Genomic DNA, 20,841 nt, shown 5'->3' on the forward strand with positions numbered 1-20,841 from the left:
ACAAAGCCCCAGCCAAGTCTTGTTGCTTAGCATTGTGGTAAGCCCCTTCGATTTGTTGATAACGGTACTTCAACAATGACTTCACGACAGCTGGATCAGTAACCCCTAGGTAAACTGGAATGGCAAATGCTTCCGTATCCCAGTATGTGGCACCACCATACTTCTCACCGGTGAATCCCTTTGGTCCGATGTTCAAACGGGCATCGTTACCGTAATAAGTAGCAAACAAGTGGAACAAGTTAAAGCGAATACCTTGTTGCGCTTCTGCATCCCCTTCGATTTGTACGTCTGCCTTCTCCCAACGCTTAGCCCAACCAGTTGTGTGGTCGATGACCAAATCGTTGTAAGTATTTGATGCAATGTCAGCGAACAAATCATCCGTGGCAGCCTTAACGGCATCATTCGACTCATAGTCACGTGAGGTTGTCACAATGACACGCTTTTCGATTTGCACAGGCGTTTCGGTCACGATACCAGCAAAGACGTTTCCGACTTGCTTTTCATCGTCGACTGACCCAACGGCTGGCAAATCTGAGACGAAACGTTGACGGGCAGCCACTGTAAATTGTGGCACACCAAATGGGTTGGCAATTGTGCGTGTCATGATAAAGGCTGACTCGTCATCAGCTTCCTTATCCAAGACATCCCAGAATTTCTCGTCATAGTTTGAATCTTCATTCATGACATCGGCGTCAATCAAAGCCGTCAATTCCAATTGGTGCGTGGCCTTATCGACTGATACAAAGGTCCAACGCAAGTCCGCCAATTCCTTCTTGGCAACTGAGATAAAGCGGTCAACGCTAATCTTAACGCCCTTTACGATGAATGAGCGGTGCAAAATACCAGCCTTCATATCCAATGACAACTCAAAATCATCAAATGGCGTCTTGGCCAAATCGATCAAGTCACCGTCAATGCGGATTTCAGCCTTCACAAAATTCAAAGCGTTGATAGCTTTACCAAAGTACTCTGGGTACCCATTCTTCCACCAACCAACACGGGTCTTGTCTGGGAACCAGACACCACCAATGTAGACACCTTGCAATGAGTCACCAGTATACGTTTCTTCAAACATACCGCGCATACCCATGTACTCATTTCCTAATGATGTAATTGATTCTTGCAAACGCTTGTCAGCAGGATTCAATTCGTGCGTTGTAATTGTCCAAGGACTAACTTCAAAAATTCGTTTCATGTTATTATTCCCTCATAATTAGCGCACTGGCTCGGTCCAAATGATAAAGTCGTTTGGTGCCAGTTGCGTCTCAGATTGATTTGTTTTTAGCAAAATAGTGACTGGCTGCTCAACCGTTAAGTCGGTCGTGCCATTATTGAATACCCCAACGATGCGCGTTTGATTATCTTCACGCGTCAATCGAATTTGACGTTCCCCAATCACGTCAAAGGTAATCTTGTCGTCAGATAGCTTAGCAATGTCTTGGCGCCTGACTTGTACTAATTTTTGCATAAAGTCGTACAAATCATGGTCTTGTAACTCTGGCTGCCAAACCATCGGCTTACGATCGTCTGGATCGTTCTCCCCGGTCATACCGTATTCTGTTCCATAGTAGATTGATGGAACACCTGGTTGCATGAAGGTAAATGCAAGGATGCTTTTCGCTAGTTGCTTATCTTCATGCGCCAAGGTCATCAAACGTGGCGTATCGTGTGAATCCAAAGTGTTAAACATCATGCGATTCGTCGCATCACGGTACAACATCAATTGATGGCTCATCTTTTGAACTAATGCATCGGCTGACTCATTTTCCAAGAAATATTGGAGAATGGCGCCGGTGTAGCTGTAGTTCATAACGGCTGTAAATTCATCGCCGACCAACCAGCTCTGCGATGTGTGCCAAATCTCACCTAGAATGTAAAAATCAGGTTTCAATGCCATCATCGCATCGTGGAATTTACGCCAGAAATGATGATCAATTTCATTGGCAACATCTAGACGCCAGGCATCGATATCAAATTCTTTGACCCAATACGTTGCAATGTTCAACAAATAATCAACCACTTCCGGATTACTTGTATTCAGCTTTGGCATGTGTGGCGTGTAGTCAAACGTGTCATACGTTGCATCAGCTGCAAATTCAAAGTTGTCGGTTGGTGTGTACGTTGCTGGGAACTGATGAATGTGGAACCAGTCCGCATATGGTGATGCTTGCCCGTTCTTTAACACATCCTGCCACTGCATTGACTTGTCACCAATGTGATTGAAGACCGCATCCAACATGACGCGAATGCCACGTTCATGCGCTGCTTGAACCAGTTGCTTAAACAACTTGGCATCCCGAAGTGTGGGTCCACCGTCAAATAATCTTGCGTATCATATTTGTGATTAGATGGCGCTTGGAAGATTGGATTCAAATAGATACCTGAAACCCCAAGGTCTTGCAAGTGATCCAAATGGTCCAAAATACCCTGTAAATCACCACCGTAAAAGTCTTCACGACCAGGATGATCAGTTGAACGCCAAGGCTTCGTGCCTACCGGATCATTTGATACATCCCCATTCGCAAACCTCTCTGGAAAGATTTGATACCAAACCGTATCGGTCACCCATTCCGGGGCGTTGTACTGATCAATCGTTTGAAAAAACGGCATGCGAAAGTAAAAGTTCATATCCATTAAATCGGCATCAGCCACTTTAAAGAAGCCTTTGTCACTATAAATTTTCTGGATACCGAGCATATCAGTCACTAGGAAGGCATATGCTAACCGCCGCTTCGGCTCGGTCACCGTCACCTGCCAGAAATCAGAAATGCCATCTGACATAATCTTGGTCATCTGCTTTGGCACTTGGTAGAACTTTTCATCAGTTGGCAAGCTCCGCAAACTGTAAGAATCACCTGCTAATAATTCAACGCTAACGATATCGTCTTTGGCAGTCCGCAGGCGAATATTAACGGTTTGCTCGTTCACGACGTACGCCATCTCACTGTCGGGACGGTGCATAATACCTGCTAGGTTCATAATGCTTCCCTCTCTCGTGATTAGCGCACGCTGTCGCCGTGTTCGACAGAAGTTTCCTTCACGGCCCAAACGCTAATACCACCCAAAACAAACAAGACTGCTGATACCAAAATCATGTGTGGCATGTGGTTACCCAATAGTGGGTAAAGGGCGAATGATGCTACTGAGGCAACAATTTGTGGGAAGCAAATCCATGAGTTGAACAAGCCCATGTATGTTCCGTCGTGTTGTCCGTCCAAAGCGTTCGTCAAAATCGTGAATGGGGTGGCGTTCATCGTAACCCAAGCCATACCCAACATCACAAACGCAACTGCTGACATGGTCTTTGAGCCAGTCGTGGCCAACAAAGCAAATCCAGCAGCCCCAACAATCAAACCAAATGTGTAAGCTGGCTTACGTGTCTTGTTGTTCAAACGTGAAATAATCAATCCCCAAACAATGGCCGTAACAGTTTCGATGGCTGACAAGACACCGAACCAGTTACCAGCAGCTTGGAAGGCTCCTGAAGCAGCGTTTGTCGTGTGCCAGATGTTACTTGCGACCGTACCAGTTCCATACGTCCATAGGTATTGGAAACCGGCCCAGCTAAAGAACTCAACCAATCCAAGTGTCCAGAAGACCTTTGGCGCGTGCTTTAGGATTTCAAAGACGTTTTGCTTCTCGCCCTTTTGCTCATCAAGGCCGTGGTAGTTTGCGTACGTTTCAGGATCGTATTCATCAACCTTCCATACTGTGAAAGCGGCTGAAATAGCCAAAATAATTGCTCCAACATAGAATGACCACTTAACTGATGCTGGCAATTGTCCTTGAGCGGCAACGTTGGCAACACCAATTGCAGTAAAGAAGTATGGGAACAAGTTAGCGATAACACCACCAATGTTTCCTCAGATGGTTTGCCATGACCAAGCCATATCCTTTTGGCTATCGTTGACCATGTCTGAAATCATCATCTTAAATGGTTGCATTGACATGTTTGATGACAAGTCCATGAATAGAATGGCGATGGCACCAAACCACAAAGCAGTTGATGTCTTAAAACCAAATGAACCGGCGTTTGGCAACAACGCCATGACGACGATGGCAACCAAAGCTCCCAAAATCAAATATGGCAAACGACGCCCAATCTTAGGCAACCAAGTACGGTCTGAGAAGTAACCGACCAATGGTTGGACAACCATTCCAGCCAATGGTGGCAAAATAAAGAAGAACCCTAGCTTCGTAGGATCAGCACCAAGCGTTTGGAAGATACGTCCCATGTTGGCACTTTGCAATGAGAACGCCATGGAAGTACCCAAATTTCCAAACGTCATCAACATCAATGTCGCGATTGTTAGCGTTGGTAGATGCTTCTTACCAACCTTGTTTTGCGATTCTGTCATGATTCAACCTCGTAATTTCAAAATAACCTATCTGTGAACTGCAAATGAAAGCGCTTTATTTACAAATTCCACTATAGTTCTCTTGATTACAAAATGAAAGCGTTTTCAGAATGTTACCGGTAACATAAAATTACATTCTTACGGCATTTGAAAGTATGCTACACTTAATATATGTTAGGCGTGTTAGTGCTTTCATCAATTAGGAGGTTTATTATGGTCTCACTTAACGACGTTGCGAAGACGGCTCATGTCTCAAAAATGACTGTTTCTCGTGTCTTAAACCATCCCGAACTCGTGTCACTAGAAATTCAGAAAGACGTGCAACAGGCGATTCTGGAACTCGGTTATGTGCAAAACCGGGCTGGCCGCGCCTTGGCAAACAAACGACATTACAATATCGCATTTGTTCTACTAGATGATATTGCAGAAATTGAGCCGTACTATGCGCATTTATTGATACATTTAACCGATGCATTACGCCACCACGGCTATACATTAGAAGTACGTCACGACCGTGAGTTTGATTTAACGAATGTGGATGCATTCTTAGTCAGTGGTGAACGTCGAACAGATGTTGAAGCGTTGCACCTTCCCGTTCCGGTTGTGATTTATGGCATGGAACCCGGGTTGATTTCCGTTGACAGCGACAATGCCGTCGGTACTGCAATGGCCACGGAGTATCTCATTAATCACGGCTTTGAACACATACTCTATCTTGGTTTGGCGATCGACGAACCGTTTGCGTTAAATCGCGAAACTGGTTATCGACAAACAATGTTGAGGTACGGGTTGCCAATTGAAGCTTACGAATTACCAAACAATGAAGGTGCCGCCGCTGAATTAATCGGCTTAATCGCACCTAATCCGGGCACTGGGATTGTATCGGCGACCGACCGTTTAGCCCTTGGTGCACTTAGGGCCAGTCAGGCTCTTGGCCTATCATTCCCAAATGAGATTGGGATTATTGGGTTTGATGGGATTTACATTCATAAGCTATCCTCACCTACCCTGACCACCGTTCAGCAACCATTAGGCGTGATTGCGAACACCATGGTCAAGTTATTAATGGCGCAACTGAACGGCGAAACCGTTTCATCTAAACTTATTACGCCAACCTTGGTGATTGGGAATTCAACGCCATAGAAAAAAGCTTCCGAAAGTAACGCTCTCGGAAGCTTTTCATTTTCTATCACAGCAGCTGTTTGTCAGAAAACTCCGACATTCTCAGTCTGCTTATCTCAAAATTTCAATCAAATTCTTACGTGATGCTTGGCGCGCTGGCAACCAACCAAAGATAATTCCAATGGCGGTTGTGACACCAAAGACCATCAAGACGTTGTTCATCGTGACAACAGCGGTAATGTTTGGATTGTTCATTACAACCGTAATCAACTTACCCAAACCAGCTCCCAGGGCCAACCCGATAACACCACCTGACAAGGTCAACATGACCGCTTCAATCAAGAATTGCAGCAAAACGTGGCGTTCCGTGGCACCGACAGCCAAACGAATACCAATTTCTTGCGTACGTTCCGAAACTGAAATGTACATCATGTTCATGACACCAATACCGGCGATGAACAATGAAATACCAGCCACCGCTGACACAAACAAGGCAATCACAGACACATATTTTTGCAATGATGCCATGGTTGCGCCTTCATCTTCGAATTGATACTTACCAGAAGATGCCTGGCTACCATTCTTTTGCAAGTAGTCTGTCACCTTCTGGGCCACCTTACCTGGCTTATTCTTAGTGGCAATCGTCAGCTGCACCATTGGATAAGAAGCAGTTTGTGTGCCTAAGAAGGTATTGTACGGCAACCAGACTTCTGCTGGCTTTTCCATTTGTGAATCCGCCCCCATCTTCACGACACCAACAACCGTATAGCTCAAACCACCCAGTTCGATGGATTGATTAACTGCCGCTTGTGCTGATCCATAATACTTTTTCGCAAAATCGGATGCAAGCGTGACGTTACGTTGCGCCAATGCATTATCTGACTTGTTTAATTTACGACCAGCAACCAACTCGACATCACCACTGCCCTTTACAACTTTGGCATTTAAGTTAGTTGCCTTTTGTTCACCAATGTAAGCATCAAAGGTCGTTGACTCGTTTTCAAGACGCTTCAACTTGATGTTCGCAATCTTGTCAGCATAAGGACTGCTCTTGATTGTATTCACATCAGATTGGTCCAACCCGTTTGAATAGTAATCATCTTGCGTGTAGTAAATGGTTTCCTTAATCATCCCCGACTTATCAGCTGAAACAAACTTGGCCATTTGCTTGTTCACTCCATTACCAATCGACAAAATCGTGATAACGGATGCGATACCAATAATAATACCTAACATCGTCAAAATTGAACGGCGCTTGTTAGAGATGAGTGACTGCCATGACGACTTAATAATTCCCCAAAGATCCATCACATACCCCCTACAATTTGACCGTCAGCCAAGCGAATCGTCCGTTGGGCCTGTTCGGCAACATGCGCATCGTGCGTCACCATCAAGATAGTGGTCCCTTCATGATTCAATGCAATAAACAAATCCAAAATTTCTTGGGCAGTGTGACTGTCCAACGCACCGGTTGGCTCGTCAGCTAGCAAGAACTTAGGCTTGGCCACGAGTGCACGGGCAATTGCCACACGCTGTTGTTGTCCACCAGATAATTCGGAAGGTTTCTTGTTTCCCTTGTCGCCAATACCTAGGCGATCAAGCGTTTCTTGCACCGCTTCCTTGATATCTGCACGACGACGTCCCGCGTATACCAATGGTAGCGCAACGTTGTCGAACACTGACATTTGTTGAATCAACTTAAAGTTTTGGAAAACCCAACCAATATTGCGGTTGCGGAAGGCTGCGAAATCACGACGACTTAATGCCGTTGTGTCATCATTCGCAAAGACATACTCACCTTCAAATTCACGGTCTAGCATCCCCACGATATTGATAAAAGTTGATTTACCAGAACCTGAGGGGCCCATGACCGCCACAAATTCACCATCTGAAATTTCAAGTGAGATGTCACGTAAGATGTGCAACTTCGATTCACCATTTTGGTAGGTCTTATTGATATTCGATAACTTAATTAGCGCCATCAATTGCCTCCCCGTCCTTAGCTGAATCATAGTCGGTTACAACACGATCATTTTCAGCTAAGTTGGCCGTGACAATCACATTGTTATTGCCAACGTGACTATCAACGACAGTCTTCACCGCCTTACCATTGACCACACGGTAAACAACTGTTTGACCATTAATCGTCTTCACGGCTGACTTAGGCACAACAATCCCTGGTTGGGCTAGTGACACCGTGACCGGTTGACCATAGCGGAAAGTATCATCAAGGCTAACCGTGAATTCATACTTTGCCAGCTTACGGTTACTATCCTTTGTTGGCACAGCACTCACTTCTAGCACACGTTGAGCTGTCTTCTTATCATGATCAGATACACCATTTACCGTCACTTCGGCATCTGGCTTCACCTTGTCGTAATCACCGTCGCTAACCGTTGTCACAACATGTTTCGTTTGTGAAAGCACTTGTAACTTTGGTGTGTCAGGATTTGTTTGGTCCAAATCAACGACACCATCAAACTTTGCAGTAACTGTCTTGGCAACCTTGCCTTGGATGTTAGTCACCTTTGCTTGCGCAGCTTGCAAATCATTTTGAGCATCCGATAAAGCCATCTTGGCTTGCGTCACAGCATCTTGACTGCCACCGCCATCTTCAGAATTCATCGCTTTTTGCGCATTATTTAATGCTTCTTGTTGAATACCAACCTGCGCTTGTAGCTTCGTCACTTCGGCCTGGGCCTCGCTAACATCAGAATTTGCGTCCTCAGCTTGCAATGTCATCAACGCATCACCGGCCTTAACAGTTTGTCCGTTTTTCACCAAGATTTGCACCGGCTTCATGCTGCCTAGTGCAACCTCTTGAATCTGCATTGGTTGCACCACACCAGACTCCTTCAAAGATGGTTGTTCCTGCACCTTGGTTGTCGCAATCACATGTTTTTCAGATGATCCACCCATTTGACTGACAATTACGCCACCAACAACTAGTACTCCCACAGCACTCCCAATGACAATCTTTGTTCGCTTCTTCATTCTTCTCCCCTAACCAATTGTGTCAATTACATTTCTAAAATATTACTTATTTATCCTACATGAAAACCACTTACGATTTAATAATTCAGTGAAGTTTCTTAAACTTTTCTTGTTGCCTGTCTGTTTTTTAGTACGCGTCATTGTAATGGGCGTAGAGCCAGTAGATACCGTACACAAATAACCCAGCCGTTACGACATCAAGAGCGTGCATCATAAAATCACCTAGGCCAATGAAATCTAGCAAATACGTCTCACCTAACGAGATTGCAATAAAGACTGTCAAAAAGGCAATCATAAACACCAGCACCTTGGCGTGTTTTAGTTTTGGCATTAGGTGCGCGATGCCGAGATTAACGGCTAATCCAATTAAGTTAACAAACAGAAAGACCAAAACAATGGCACTCGATGACTCCCACAAGTTACCTAGTTGCCAGTCCATGTGTAGTGGATTTTCTGTTTTCCCAACTGATAGCCAGCTTCTAATCGCCAAATCAACGCCTTGATAGACAAATGAAGCGACCGTGACATTGACGAGAATCGCAAGCAACCGCACCACTAAATTAGTCAGTACAAACCGCCACTTGGTCGTTGGCAAAAGCACCAATTTTGCATTTTGCCATGATTCAACTGACTTGGCATAGGCTAGAATGACATAAAGCACCATGCCAAAAATTACTGGTATCCCAATAGCAATAGATAACGAACGATAAAGTTGAATACCACCCGCGTGCCAACTATCCTTAAACGCAATTGCCAAAGCAAAAACTAATACAGCAGCCACGGTCATCAAAAATGTTTGAAAGCCAACATAACTATCCTTAGCAACTAATTTAATGAGTTTACTCATCTTCATCATAATTCAACGCCCTCCCGATTTTCTGTGACCACTTGGACGAAGTATTGTTCCAGACTCATTTGTTCAGTCGTGCGAATATCATCAATCCCGCGATTCACAATAATACGACCGTCTTGAATAACAATGGCACGATCAATCACTGATTCAATTTCATTAATTTCATGCGTTGACATCAGTACAATGGCTTCTTCTGGAATCCAACGTAGCAAACTTTGCAGCACGCGACGTCTAGTCATCACATCAACACCTCCGAACGGCTCATCCAGCAGAATGACCGACGCCTCACGTGAAACTGTCAACGCGAAAATGACACGTTCTAGTTGGCCCTTTGACAACTTACCAATTTTAGCCTGACTATCAATCTTAAGTTCCTTGCGCAACGCTTCCCAACGTGCCGTATCAAAATCCGCATAAGCATCTTGATAAAAGGCCGCCACCGAACTAACCGTTTCACTCTTAGTTGCCCAATTCAAATTAGGAATAAACGATACGAATGCCTTCAACACATCACCTGATTGATTATCAATGCTAATTTTAGCGTCTCGATTCGGCTGAATTAGACCAGCCAATGCACGCATAAACGTTGTTTTACCAGCACCATTTTCACCCAAAACGCCAACGATTTCCCCGGCGTCGACCTGCAACGTCATCTCTTTTAAAATTTGACGTCGGCCGGTTCGGTAACTTAAATTATCTACTTCCAACATCCCTACTTACCCCTTCTTATATTGCGAAACCACTTGCGTCAAAATATCCTGTAACTCAGCAATTGAAACAAATGCCAAACTATTTTTAACAAACGTTTCGGTCATTGCGGTGATTTTGTCGCGTCGGATACGCTGTATTTTTTCTTGATCAGTTGTCACAAAATTTCCCAATCCGCGTCGTGTTTCCACTAGACCCGATTCTACAAGTCGCGTAATGGCGTTTTGAACCGTTCGACCATTAATAACGAGATCAGCTGCTAATTCACGCACGCTAGGAACTTTGCTTCCCATCTCGTACTTGCCATCGAGAATTTCACTTTCCAAATAATCCGCGACCTGAATATATAAGGGTTCATTATCATTAAACTCCATTATCAGCCCCCCTGTTACAGGGTAGTATAACAGTGCAACACCTAAGATACAAGAAAATCGCAAACGATTTGTTAGTGGTTACCAGTTCGGCGCGATTTCGAAACCAAACCCATCAGCAACAAAAGTCCTGCCAAAACAATGACAACAACCGTCCCCATGACCTTATTTTGCGCGTCATTATTCGACCAAATCATGCCATTCCCGATGACTAGCGTTACCATTGGCAAAATAAAAATTGGCCAACGACCCTTCACCATTGGTAGCAAGATTGATTGTAATCCAACCAAGATAATTGATAACACCGTTGTATGCGATAAAACCTCTTTTATAACAGCCATATAAACTCCTAACAATAAACTCTAATACATAATCAATATATCTTTTTATCAAATGTTATTTATAATCATTTTTTCAACAGAGTTAAAAATACAAAAACAACCCCAGCCAAGGCGTAACCTTAGCTGGGGTTCGATTTTATTTATGAAAATTAATTTTGACCACGACGCTCTGCAAAGTAAGCCTTCATGCGCTTCATTGCTTCAGCCAAGTCTTCATCTGATGCCGCATATGAAATACGGACGAATTCAGGTGTATATTCTGAGAATGCATCCCCAGGAATAATGGCAACCTTGGCCTTTTCAGCCAAATCAACGGCGAAATCAAAACCACTCTTACCCATGTCTTCAGGAATCTTAGCAAAGATGTAGAAGGCCCCTTCTGGGTTAACCATTTCGAAGCCAAGTTCCTCAAGTTGCGGACGCAACCAGTCACGACGGCGCTTGTAAATGTCTCGCATCTCATCAGCGACTTCAGCAGCAGTTGTCACAGCAACCAATGCGCCATCTTGCAAAACCTTTGGCAATGAGAACGTCAACGCACCGTGCACCTTTTGGGCGTAGTCGATGAAGCTCTTCTCACCGAGGATAAAGCCGATACGGCATCCCGTCATGGCGTGTGACTTTGACAACCCCGTAATCAAAATCGTTTGATCAGGAATCAACTTTGCCAAAGAAACGTGTTGTTGATCATATGTCAATTGTGAGTAGATTTCGTCTGAAATGACCCAAAGGCGGTGCTTCTTGAACACTTCAGCCAAGGCAATCAATTCATCTTCTGAATATGTCACACCCGTTGGATTTGATGGGTAGTTAAACAAGATAGCCTTTACTGGCACCTTGGCATTCGCCATCGCTTCATCAACTTGTTCAGGCGTCAACTTGAACTTCGTTGGACGTGTGTTGATTGAAATCTTCGTACCGTGGGCCAAGTCCAATGACGCGAAGTATGGTGGGTATGCCGGTTCGGGTACGATTACACCTTCGTTGTCGTTCAACAACGTCAAGAAGACAACGTTAATCGCTTCAGACACGCCGATGGTCACAATCATGTTGTCTTCGCCATCATAGTTCAAGTCGTACTTCTTGTTGAAGTATTCAACCGCTGCATTGCGCAACTCACGCTCACCTTGTGACTCAGCGTAGTGTGAATTATCTTCACGAACTGATTCAATAATGCGATCCTTGATTGCGTCATCAACGTTAAAGCCAGGCTCTCCGAACGTCAAACGAACCAAGTCTGGAATATCACGTACGGCTTTTTGAAAGTCCAACAACCCATCTGGCGCCAAATTAGTTACAATGGGGTTAAGGGGTTGGATGAAATCTTTTTTAATCATATTAATTATTCTCACATTCTTCCCAAGTAGTAATTATTATATCAATAATCACTTACTTTTCTAGCTGTATTTTTGTGAAGAAAATATGAATGGCAAACAATATCACTCACAGAGGGGGCTGAGCTGATGCTTGAATTTACTGGAAATCCAATTGAACCGCAACGTGATACCTGGGACTGGGGCGAAATCCGAGCCATACCGCTTGATTTGTCAGATGAAAAACTGGTTTCGGTGAGCTATTTACCTGAAAAAATGGTCGTTAGCCCACAATACTTCATCCAACAACTACCAGGTGCGAAGGCTGATATCTTCGTGCGCGAAACGATTCAACAAAAATTGAATGATGCCGCGGACATGCTACCCTATGGCTATAAGTTGGTTATCTTCGACGCTTGGCGTGATATCGACACCCAACAAGCGCTATTCGATCGCATGCAAAGCTTTGTGCAACGTGACCATCCCGAATGCAATGCCGACCAAATACTGGCTGCGACATTGCGAATTGTGGCTTTGCCGTCATCAAATGCGAACCGACCTTCTCCACACAATACGGGTGGTTCAGTGGACGTTTCGATTGTGGACGAACGTGGTCGCCTGTTAGAAATGGGCAGTCCATTTGATGACATTAGCGCTCGCGCCAAGACAACTTATTATGAATTTGAACCGGAATCTGAAGCCGTCATCAAGATTCGTGAAAACCGTCGTCTGCTCTACCATGTCATGACGAACGCTGGTTTCACCAACTATCTCGAAGAATGGTGGCACTACGATTACGGTAATCAAAATTGGACCTTCATGAGTGGCCACGACACTGCGTTTTATGGTGCCACAAAACCTGAATTCCCTTGGCTATAGTAAAAGCGACCTCCCCCGATTTTTTGGGGTAAGGTCGCTTTTTAAATGTTCTAAATTATTGTCGACGCTTTCGATCGATCAATAGTCCTAACGCAAAAACCGTTAATGCCGCCGCTGTAGCAACAGCACCAGCTACTAACCAACGCTTTTGTTGATTTTCAGCACTCGTTTTGGGTAGTGCACCTACATATGGAAGCGCTAAAGCCGTTCTATTAGTTGCTGGCGTGGCAGTATATGCTAACACACCGCCAACTGCTAGAACCGACTCTGCGGTCTCTACACTCGTCCAAGGGACGCTAGCAGCCTGTGAACTTGTAGACTCTACCTGTGTCGTTAGCTTTTCTGGTCCTGGCGTCGTGCTTGGCGTGGTTACAGTTGGCGTTACCGGCCTTGTTGGCGCACTTGGCGTTTCTGGTTCAGGTACCGTACTTGGATTTTCCGGTTCCGGTGTCACACTCGGATTCTCTGGTTCCGTCGGTCTACTTGGATTCTCTGGATTCGTGGGCGTTTCCGGTTCTGGCGTCACACTTGGATTCTCCGGTGTCGTTGGCGTACTTGGATTCTCAGGTTCTGGTGTCGTGCCAGGATTTTCTGGCTCAGGCACCGTACTTGGTGTCGTTGGTGTATCAGGCACGCTTGGTGCTGATCCATAACCGCCATCTGGATTCTCGGTCCAAGTTTGAGCGCGAACTGGAATGACTACTGTAAATTCTGAATCTGGGTCACCTGTTAACACGATTTTGGCTGCATCAAATGCGTAGTCATAACCTGTTAATGGTCCGCCTTGCAAAATTGTATTCAAGCCCATCTCTTCACGACGGGTATTCGATGCAACAGCATTTTCATATCCTATTACATATGAATAAGAGACGTTGCCATTTTCATCAGTTGTCTCCCTAGTGTAGTAAAGCATCCCTCTGTAGTAAGCCTGAACAGTTTCGCCAGTTGCGACATCTACGAATTCAAAGCGGACAGGATACGCTTCATTAGCAATTGGTGACCCATTGTCATCAACTACAACGTCTTGCAACGAATCATCAAACGTCGCAACATTTCGTTCTGACAAGGTCGCCGTTTCTTGCGTTGCTGCACGTGCCATACGCGCATTGCGCAACACTGGCTCACCTTCACGGTTAACAGATACAGTATCGACTGGCACATGATAGAAGTTTGACGTCGTTATGCCATCCGCATTAATGATATCAACTCGAATAACCTTGTAGTCAGCCTCTCCCGTAAGCGAATCCTTGTAGAAATCAAGCGACTTCAACGCAACACCGTTAATAGCAAACAGGCCGGCGTTATCCCAAGAAGAGCCACCCCAGGTTTCTTGCTTAACCCCTGTGTCAGGATTTACCCAGTACATATTGCGATCAGGCAAGTAACCTTCCGCTGCCCATGACGCCCAACCGGTTCCTAGTTTCTCAGAAGCCGTCTTGTTGTACCACCAGTTATCGTAACCGGCAAACACAGGTACCCAAGCTGGTTCCCAGTAGAACGCGCCAAGTCCATTATTGTTTGAGTTAGACAAAATAGTCTGGTACGTCTCAGACAACACGTCTACTTGACCTTGTGGTGATGCAGGGTGCTGATCGTCCCACAAATACGTGTCTCCCAGCACATTGTTTTGACCATCCCCATCAGATTCGCTATTCGCTTGTGCAACTTCAGCAACTAGGAAACCTTTACCAAAGTCGGCAGCCAGGTCTTGCACAGCCTTCAAATTAATCGCATTATTCTTTTCATCAGAATATGTTGGATAGTATGACGACGCCAAAACGTCGTAATCAACACCATTAACGGCCCATGCATTCAAAATCGTACGGAAACGATCGATGTTTGGCGACTCCAATTGCAAAGCAATCTGAGCAGATGGCGCTAACTCACGGACAGCTTTCGAACCAGCTGACAAAAAGGCCGACATTTCAGCTGCCGTTTGTTTATCTGCCCATGACGTTTCCTTCGTTGAACCATCGGCAGCACCGTTTGTCGTACCACCAGATAGCAGACCATTGGTAATTTCGTTACCGACTTGCACCATGTCAGGTGTAATGCCGACATTCTTGAAGTCAGTCAACACTTGCTTGGTGTACTCATAGACTTTTTGTTGTAAAGTCTCACCTGACAAACCAGCCCAAGCCTTAGGCAAAACCTGTTGTGATGGATCAGCCCAGAAATCAGAGTACATAAAGTCAAGCATGATATTCATGCCATACTTCTTCGCTTCTTGTGCAATCTTCAGTGCTTGTGCGGCATCATTATTTCCGCCACCATAAGTGTTCCCGTTCGCGTCCTTCGGATCGTTGAAGATACGAATACGCATGTAGTTAACGCCTGATTCAGCCAAGATTTGCATCAATGGCTTTTCATTTCCATCGTTATCGTAGAACTTTACGCCAGCATCCTTCAACGCTTGATATGATGAAGCATCAACTCCGCGGATTGTTGAGTCGACCATACCATCAATCTTTGGAATAGTAACCTCTTGTGTACGAAGACCAGTATCAAATCCGTACTTGTATGCTTGGTCTTGCGACAACCAACCATCACTTCCAAAGTCGATGGTTTTATCGCCAAATTGTCGAACACCCTTATACTGGTCACCGTTTTCATCAAAGACAGCCGTAATCCACCCCTTGTCTGAGTTAAAAATACTGATTGACTTGTTTGCTCGCGCAGCCTTGTTTTCTGACGTGTCATTGGTTGCCAAGTCACGTGCTTCATCTTGGGAATCACCAATCCAAGGTGTGATTTCCGGTTGATTTGGCTTTGGCGTATCTACAATTGCACTTGAAGCCGACGATGTAGACGAACTGGTTTCAGCGGATGATGCAACTGATGATGACACCACTGAAGAACTCACAGCCGATGAGGACTCTGCTGAAGAACTTGCCGATGATGCACTCGAAACAGACGAGCTAACGCTTGATGAGCTTTCAGCAGCTGAACTTGTTGCCGAAGAATCAGCAGCTGATGACGCAGGCATAAGTTGCGCAACACCGTCAGTCCCGACTGAATAGGTTTGTCCATTAACCACGACTGTACTGTTCTTAACTTGCGTACCGTCGGCATTAAAGTAAAATAATTGGCCATCAATCGTTTGCAAACCGGTTTTCGCTGCATTACGCGTATTACCGGTTTCATCGGCAGTTCCAAAGTAGTAAACCTTGCCATTAATTTCTTGCCAACCGATGTGCTTTTGATAACCGCGTGGTTCGAACATAGACGCACGCAACGTGGTACCATTTTGCGTCTTCAAGTCACCATCTTGGTACCCGAATGCATAAGTGCGCCCATCAATTGTGCGCAACCCAAACATCATGCCTTGTTGTGGGTCAACATAGGCGCGTCCGTCATCAACCCAGCCAGATGTAACCGGTAGTTGATTTTCCAAATAGGTCATCTCACCACCGTCAAAATAATAACCGGTGGTTGGAGCTGGCGTATTAGAGACAACTGCATCTGATGTGGCACTTTGTGTTGTTGCAGATTGTGCTACCTGAGATTCTGCTGACTGTGATGCCGCCGACTGCGTCATAATTGTAAACGATCCACTCGTCACAACATCCGCATCTGTTGCCGTAGCTGCTGTTTGTTCAGTTGACGCTGCTGCACTGTCAGTACCAGTTTTGTCGTCAGCTGAGACATCAGTTGGCATCAAAACAACGCCTGAAATTGCTACAACTCCCGCGGCAACCCAACTCTTACCTGCTTTATATAGTTTCTTTTGTCCAGTCCAAGCTGGCGTATTTTTCTTTGCCATGATGCTCCCCCTCCGAAACGTACTTTCCTACTCCTAATTTTACAGTTCAGATGTAAATTCATTGTTTTTTAACTCTCGTTTAACCTACTTCTATATTTCTCAAACGAATACACTGCAATCCGGAAAGTACCATTTCCGGCACAACGGCCCACACTTTTTTACTGCTTCGCTACGCTTGTTACAAAAAACGACCCCACCAATTCAGATGAGGTCGCTCTTTGCATTATTATTGATGTCGCTTTCGATCAATCAGCATCGCTAATACATAAATCGTTAATGCGGCTGTCGCGCCAGCAATTATCCAACGCTTTTGTTGCTGTTCAGCACTCGTGTATGGCAATACACCTGACTGCTGAAGTGCTGGTGCAGCTGTATAAGCCCTAGCGCCACCAGAAGTTGGGATTGCCGAAGTGATAGTTTCTACACTCGTCCAAGGAACACTAGCCGTCACTACGCTCGTGGGCCATGCCGAATTCGCCAAATTAGACAATCCGGACGGAATACTTGGTGTCGTTGGTGTCACTGGTTCTGTCGGCGTACTTGGCGTCGTCGGATTTACTGGTTCTGTCGGGATGCTTGGGGACGTTGGGTTAACCGGTTCTGTTGGTGAACTTGGTGATGTCGGCGTCACCGGTTCTGTCGGCGTACTTGGCGTCGTCGGATTTACTGGTTCCGTCGGCGTACTTGGTGTCGTTGGATTTACCGGTTCAGAGGGTGTCGTTGGCGTGGTTGGACCATAGCCATACCCATCGTCTGGATTTGTCGTCCAGGTTTGTGCACGAACCGGCTATCAAACCCATCTTCAGGTGTACCAACCAACTCTAATCCAGCTACATCAAAAGCTGTTTCATAGCCACTAGGAACCTGAACGGCCGAATTATTCAGATATGGATTGCTTCCGTTTCGATATAAGTATGAGTTTAAAATATGCTTCGTTGTCGTCGTACCATCATCATTGGTTATTGTCTGTGTGTAATAACCTACACCGGCTTGTGGTGCTGTACCAACAATCGTATTGTTATTTGCAACGTCATAATAAATATAAGTTGCCGTTGGACGACTATTGTATATAGGCTCACCATCTTCATCTACCGGCACCCCTTCAGGTGCTTCGTAGAAGGTTGCCACATTACGACTAGAAATATCTGCCGTCTGGGTCGCCGCACGTAAGCGTGACTGAACAACTGGCGTCCCATCAACCGAAATTTGTGTCGTTCCTACTGGCACACGGTAAAATTTCGACTCATTATTACCATCAAACTTGATAACATCCACTCGCACAACCTTATAATTTGCTGCGTCCGAAATAGAATCTTTATAGAAATCTAGTGACTTTAGGGCAACACCGTTAATGTCGAACAATCCGCCGTTGTCCCACGAAGATCCGCCCCAGGTCGGTTGCTTTTCACCAGTCGCTGGATTCACCCAAAACATGTTACGGTCCGGCAAATAGCCTTCCGCAGCGGCAGTGGCCCACCCAGTCCCCTGGTTAGTTGATGCTTGTCGGTTATACCACCAATTATCATATCCGGCAAAAACGGGCGTCCATGCAGGCTCCCAGTAAAAGGCTCCTAACCCGTTTTGATTTTGATTCGACAAGACGGTGTTATACGTCTCTGCCAGCACGTCCACTTGGCCTTGTGGTGTCGCCGGATGTTTATCATCGGCTAGATACGTATCACCCAACACATTGTTCGTACCATCGCCATCATAAGGACTATTCGCCTGAGCCACTTCGGCCACGACAACCCCCTTGCCAAATTCAGCCGCTAAATCTTGTACTGCTTTCAGATTAGTTGGATTGTTTTTAACATCCGAATAAGTTGGATAGTACGAAGATGCCAACACATCATAATCAACGCCATATGCACGCCATGCATTCAAAATTGTACGGAATCTTTCCAAATTAGGCGACTCTAATTGCAAAACAACTTGGGCAGATGGCACCGTATCACGAACCGCTTTCGACCCGGCCGTCAAAAAGGCTGCCATCTCAACCGCCGTCCGTTTATCGGCCCACGATGTTTCAGTGGTCGAACCATCGGCTGATCCGCTAGTCGTACCGCCAGACAACAAGCCATTCGTTATCTCATTTCCGACTTGAACCATTGACGGCGTGATGCCCGCATTTGTAAATTCCGTCAGCACTGACGTCGTAAATGACATCACATTACTCTGAATTTGTTGACCACTCATGCCTTTCCAAGCTTTAGGAAGCACTTGTTGAGACGGATCTGCCCAAAAATCAGAGTACATGAAATCAACCATGATATGCATGCCGTACTTTTGGGCTTCTTGTGCGATTTTAATCGCCTGGGTAGTGTCATTATTTCCACCACCATATGTGCTACCATTTGGATTCTTCGGATCGTTAAAAATACGGATACGCATGTAATTAACGCCCGATTCCGCCATGATTTGCATCAACGGCTTTTCGTTTCCGTCATTATCATAGAACTTCACACCAGCATCCTTTAGGGCCTGATATGATGATGCGTCCACCCCACGAACAGTTTAATCTACCATGCCATCAATTTTCGGAATCGATACAGGTTGTGCACGTAACCCAGTATCAAAACCATACTTATACGCATCGTCCAATGTCATCGCACCGGTATCTGGATCAGTGTAAATTGTTTTATCCCCAAATTGATAAGTGCCTTTGATTTTATCGCCGTTTTCATCAAATAGGTAAACTGCCGGATGTGATCCATCAGCATTAGACACAAAGATGCTCTTGTTTGCTCTTGCAGCCTTATTTTCCGGCGTGTCGTTGTTGGCTAAATCATTCGCTTTAGCCAAGTCGTTTCCCAACCACGGTGTCAGTACCGGTGTGTTTGGTGCTTCAACTTCCGCAGCAGCAACGCTCGTCATAAACGTGAGCGCACCACTTTTAAAGACATTTTGTTGCGAGTCCGCCTTTTCACGTTTCGTCACAACGTCTTTATCATCAGCATCAACATCTAACAGACTCACATCAGCAGGTAGCAACACAACCCCAGCTAGCGTTACTAATCCCGCCATTAGCCATACTTTACCCGCTTTATACAGCTTTTTCTTACCGCCGTATTTTTCATTACGCCCCTTCATACCATGTTCCCCCAAACATATTTTTGTACCTAAATTGTATCGAAAAACGCTTGTAAAGTGGCTTTACAACTCTTGGATTGGCATACAAAAAAACCGAGCTCATCACTCGGTTTTCCATCTTGTTATCGCTCTGGGACAAATTCATCTGCTTCAACATCTTGAATGAAATGGGTCAAGTTATAAAAGAAAATCTCAGGGTCATCCACCATGTGAACATGCCCGGCGTTTGGCGTCACACGCAAACGAGCATTCGACATTTTGTCCCGCATCTCACGAGCCACGTCTAATGGCATTGATTCATGCCCACCAAAGGTCAACAAAGTCGGCGTCTCAATCTCATGCAAGCGATCCGCGACTGACCAGTGCGCCAACTTGCCCGTAATCACAAATTCATTGTTACCTTGGAAATGGTTGTACACCGCTGTCCCCAGCGTACTGATCTGGTGATGTGGGGCATTCGGGTGACGTGTGATGTATTCACGGTCCAAGTGCGTCGCGTACTTCTGATACGTTGGGTTATCCCATTCGCCACGTTCTTCCACTTCACGCATGAAGGCGACGACATCGGCATCAAATTCTTTTTCGCGGATTGCATTGATGTTCGTGACATAATCGTCGATATTATCAATCATTGAGATAATGATAAGTCCCTTCAAAAAGCCCGGATGACGGAGCGCATATTCTTGGGCAAGCAAGCCACCCCACGAGTGCCCAGCAAGATAAAATTCACCATCTTCATAACCTAACTTTTGGCGAACTTCTTCCACTTCGTTTAGGTAGTAGTCGTAATTCAAGAACTTCTCAACGTTGGCCGGATCATCAAAATCAGGTTGATCTGAATACCATGCCCCAAGTTGATCATATTGCGTCACTTCAACCCCAATTGGATTCAAGAACTCTGGGAAACGTTCATACGGCTCGTGGCCAGCGCCCGGACCACCATGCAACGTCAATAACTTGATTGGCTTGCCCGTTCCGTCAGTGCGTGACCACAAATGGTAGCCATTATCCAAACTCAAAATATGGGTTCCGTCTTTTGTCATACTGTT

General features: G+C 45.4%; 16 protein-coding genes and 3 pseudogenes. 3 read left to right on the forward strand and 16 right to left on the reverse strand.

Translation table 11 applies throughout. The features are described from left to right. The 3 pseudogenes from C6P11_RS07335 to C6P11_RS07345 all read right to left on the reverse strand — a co-directional run. Positions 1-1,195: pseudogene (locus tag C6P11_RS07335) on the reverse strand (glycoside hydrolase family 65 protein); the annotation flags it as partial. Between the two features lie 18 nt (positions 1,196-1,213). After that, positions 1,214-2,979, reverse strand: a pseudogene (locus C6P11_RS07340) (glycoside hydrolase family 13 protein). 20 nt (positions 2,980-2,999) lie between these two features. Continuing rightward, positions 3,000-4,358: pseudogene (locus C6P11_RS07345) on the reverse strand (SLC45 family MFS transporter). A 213-nt stretch (positions 4,359-4,571) separates the two neighbouring features. Here C6P11_RS07345 and C6P11_RS07350 point away from each other — a divergent pair. Further along, complete coding sequence (locus tag C6P11_RS07350; RefSeq protein WP_135519940.1) at positions 4,572-5,501, forward strand: LacI family DNA-binding transcriptional regulator; 930 nt, start codon at positions 4,572-4,574, stop codon at positions 5,499-5,501. A gap of 90 nt (positions 5,502-5,591) precedes the next feature. Here the strand turns inward: C6P11_RS07350 and C6P11_RS07355 are convergent, their stop codons facing one another. The 8 genes from C6P11_RS07355 to C6P11_RS07390 all read right to left on the reverse strand — a co-directional run bounded on the left by C6P11_RS07355 (position 5,592) and on the right by C6P11_RS07390 (position 12,084). Further along, entirely contained in the window at positions 5,592-6,788 is a 1,197-nt protein-coding gene (locus C6P11_RS07355; RefSeq protein ID WP_135519942.1) for an ABC transporter permease, read from the reverse strand. Beyond that, positions 6,788-7,462 carry an ABC transporter ATP-binding protein gene (locus tag C6P11_RS07360; protein WP_135519944.1) on the reverse strand — a complete coding sequence of 225 codons (675 nt, stop codon included), beginning with the start codon at positions 7,460-7,462 and terminating at the stop codon, positions 6,788-6,790. The genes C6P11_RS07355 and C6P11_RS07360 overlap by 1 nt, the downstream gene beginning before the upstream one ends. Beyond that, positions 7,449-8,474: an efflux RND transporter periplasmic adaptor subunit gene (locus C6P11_RS07365; protein ID WP_135519946.1), complete on the reverse strand. Its 1,026-nt coding sequence runs from the start codon at positions 8,472-8,474 to the stop codon at positions 7,449-7,451. The genes C6P11_RS07360 and C6P11_RS07365 overlap by 14 nt, the downstream gene beginning before the upstream one ends. Before the next feature lie 127 nt (positions 8,475-8,601). Next, the gene (locus C6P11_RS07370) at positions 8,602-9,330 is read right to left on the reverse strand and encodes a hypothetical protein (RefSeq protein ID WP_135519948.1); all 729 of its coding nucleotides are present in this window, start codon (positions 9,328-9,330) and stop codon (positions 8,602-8,604) included. Continuing rightward, positions 9,327-10,037, reverse strand: coding sequence for an ATP-binding cassette domain-containing protein (locus C6P11_RS07375; RefSeq protein ID WP_135519950.1), 711 nt, complete (start codon positions 10,035-10,037; stop codon positions 9,327-9,329). Before C6P11_RS07375 ends, C6P11_RS07370 begins: the two co-directional genes overlap by 4 nt. A gap of 6 nt (positions 10,038-10,043) precedes the next feature. Then, positions 10,044-10,409, reverse strand: coding sequence for a GntR family transcriptional regulator (locus C6P11_RS07380; RefSeq protein ID WP_135519952.1), 366 nt, complete (start codon positions 10,407-10,409; stop codon positions 10,044-10,046). Positions 10,410-10,480: 71 nt separating this feature from the next. Beyond that, positions 10,481-10,747: a hypothetical protein gene (locus tag C6P11_RS07385; protein ID WP_135519954.1), complete on the reverse strand. Its 267-nt coding sequence runs from the start codon at positions 10,745-10,747 to the stop codon at positions 10,481-10,483. Positions 10,748-10,896: 149 nt separating this feature from the next. Continuing rightward, a complete protein-coding gene (locus C6P11_RS07390; protein WP_135519956.1) occupies positions 10,897-12,084 on the reverse strand; it encodes an aminotransferase class I/II-fold pyridoxal phosphate-dependent enzyme in 1,188 nt (395 codons plus the stop codon). A 126-nt stretch (positions 12,085-12,210) separates the two neighbouring features. On the opposite strand from C6P11_RS07390, the gene C6P11_RS07395 reads away from it, so the two are divergent. Beyond that, positions 12,211-12,939, forward strand: a complete 729-nt coding sequence (locus tag C6P11_RS07395) for a M15 family metallopeptidase (RefSeq protein WP_135519958.1) — start codon at positions 12,211-12,213, stop codon at positions 12,937-12,939. A 55-nt stretch (positions 12,940-12,994) separates the two neighbouring features. Here the strand turns inward: C6P11_RS07395 and C6P11_RS07400 are convergent, their stop codons facing one another. Both C6P11_RS07400 and C6P11_RS07405 read right to left on the reverse strand, forming a co-directional pair. Then, positions 12,995-16,702, reverse strand: coding sequence for a glycosyl hydrolase 53 family protein (locus tag C6P11_RS07400; RefSeq protein ID WP_135519960.1), 3,708 nt, complete (start codon positions 16,700-16,702; stop codon positions 12,995-12,997). Positions 16,703-16,928: 226 nt separating this feature from the next. Next, a complete protein-coding gene (locus C6P11_RS07405) occupies positions 16,929-17,153 on the reverse strand; it encodes a hypothetical protein (RefSeq protein WP_135519962.1) in 225 nt (74 codons plus the stop codon). A gap of 7 nt (positions 17,154-17,160) precedes the next feature. On the opposite strand from C6P11_RS07405, the gene C6P11_RS11290 reads away from it, so the two are divergent. Then, positions 17,161-17,442, forward strand: a complete 282-nt coding sequence (locus C6P11_RS11290) for a hypothetical protein (RefSeq protein WP_245299838.1) — start codon at positions 17,161-17,163, stop codon at positions 17,440-17,442. Here C6P11_RS11290 and C6P11_RS07415 read toward each other — a convergent pair. From C6P11_RS07415 to C6P11_RS07425, 3 genes are all read right to left on the reverse strand, one after another. Next, a complete protein-coding gene (locus tag C6P11_RS07415; protein WP_135519966.1) occupies positions 17,402-19,204 on the reverse strand; it encodes a glycoside hydrolase family 53 protein in 1,803 nt (600 codons plus the stop codon). The genes C6P11_RS11290 and C6P11_RS07415 overlap by 41 nt on opposite strands. A 12-nt stretch (positions 19,205-19,216) precedes the next feature. After that, complete coding sequence (locus tag C6P11_RS07420) at positions 19,217-19,792, reverse strand: KxYKxGKxW signal peptide domain-containing protein (RefSeq protein ID WP_135519968.1); 576 nt, start codon at positions 19,790-19,792, stop codon at positions 19,217-19,219. 122 nt (positions 19,793-19,914) lie between these two features. Continuing rightward, positions 19,915-20,835, reverse strand: coding sequence for a proline iminopeptidase-family hydrolase (locus C6P11_RS07425; RefSeq protein ID WP_135519970.1), 921 nt, complete (start codon positions 20,833-20,835; stop codon positions 19,915-19,917). Positions 20,836-20,841 lie beyond the last annotated feature (6 nt).

Source organism: Weissella confusa (assembly GCF_004766315.1).
GTDB classification, from domain to species: Bacteria; Bacillota; Bacilli; order Lactobacillales; family Lactobacillaceae; genus Weissella; species Weissella confusa_A.

Excerpts from the sequence above, each read along its gene's own strand:
- C6P11_RS07350 (WP_135519940.1), top strand. The coding sequence starts at position 4,572 with ATGGTCTCACTTAACGACGTTGCGAAGACGGCTCATGTCTCAAAAATG.
- C6P11_RS07355 (WP_135519942.1), bottom strand. The coding sequence starts at position 6,788 with ATGGATCTTTGGGGAATTATTAAGTCGTCATGGCAGTCACTCATCTCT.
- C6P11_RS07360 (WP_135519944.1), bottom strand. The coding sequence starts at position 7,462 with ATGGCGCTAATTAAGTTATCGAATATCAATAAGACCTACCAAAATGGT.
- C6P11_RS07365 (WP_135519946.1), bottom strand. The coding sequence starts at position 8,474 with ATGAAGAAGCGAACAAAGATTGTCATTGGGAGTGCTGTGGGAGTACTA.
- C6P11_RS07370 (WP_135519948.1), bottom strand. The coding sequence starts at position 9,330 with ATGATGAAGATGAGTAAACTCATTAAATTAGTTGCTAAGGATAGTTAT.
- C6P11_RS07375 (WP_135519950.1), bottom strand. The coding sequence starts at position 10,037 with ATGTTGGAAGTAGATAATTTAAGTTACCGAACCGGCCGACGTCAAATT.
- C6P11_RS07380 (WP_135519952.1), bottom strand. The coding sequence starts at position 10,409 with ATGGAGTTTAATGATAATGAACCCTTATATATTCAGGTCGCGGATTAT.
- C6P11_RS07385 (WP_135519954.1), bottom strand. The coding sequence starts at position 10,747 with ATGGCTGTTATAAAAGAGGTTTTATCGCATACAACGGTGTTATCAATT.
- C6P11_RS07390 (WP_135519956.1), bottom strand. The coding sequence starts at position 12,084 with ATGATTAAAAAAGATTTCATCCAACCCCTTAACCCCATTGTAACTAAT.
- C6P11_RS07395 (WP_135519958.1), top strand. The coding sequence starts at position 12,211 with ATGCTTGAATTTACTGGAAATCCAATTGAACCGCAACGTGATACCTGG.
- C6P11_RS07400 (WP_135519960.1), bottom strand. The coding sequence starts at position 16,702 with ATGGCAAAGAAAAATACGCCAGCTTGGACTGGACAAAAGAAACTATAT.
- C6P11_RS07420 (WP_135519968.1), bottom strand. The coding sequence starts at position 19,792 with ATGAAGGGGCGTAATGAAAAATACGGCGGTAAGAAAAAGCTGTATAAA.
- C6P11_RS07425 (WP_135519970.1), bottom strand. The coding sequence starts at position 20,835 with ATGACAAAAGACGGAACCCATATTTTGAGTTTGGATAATGGCTACCAT.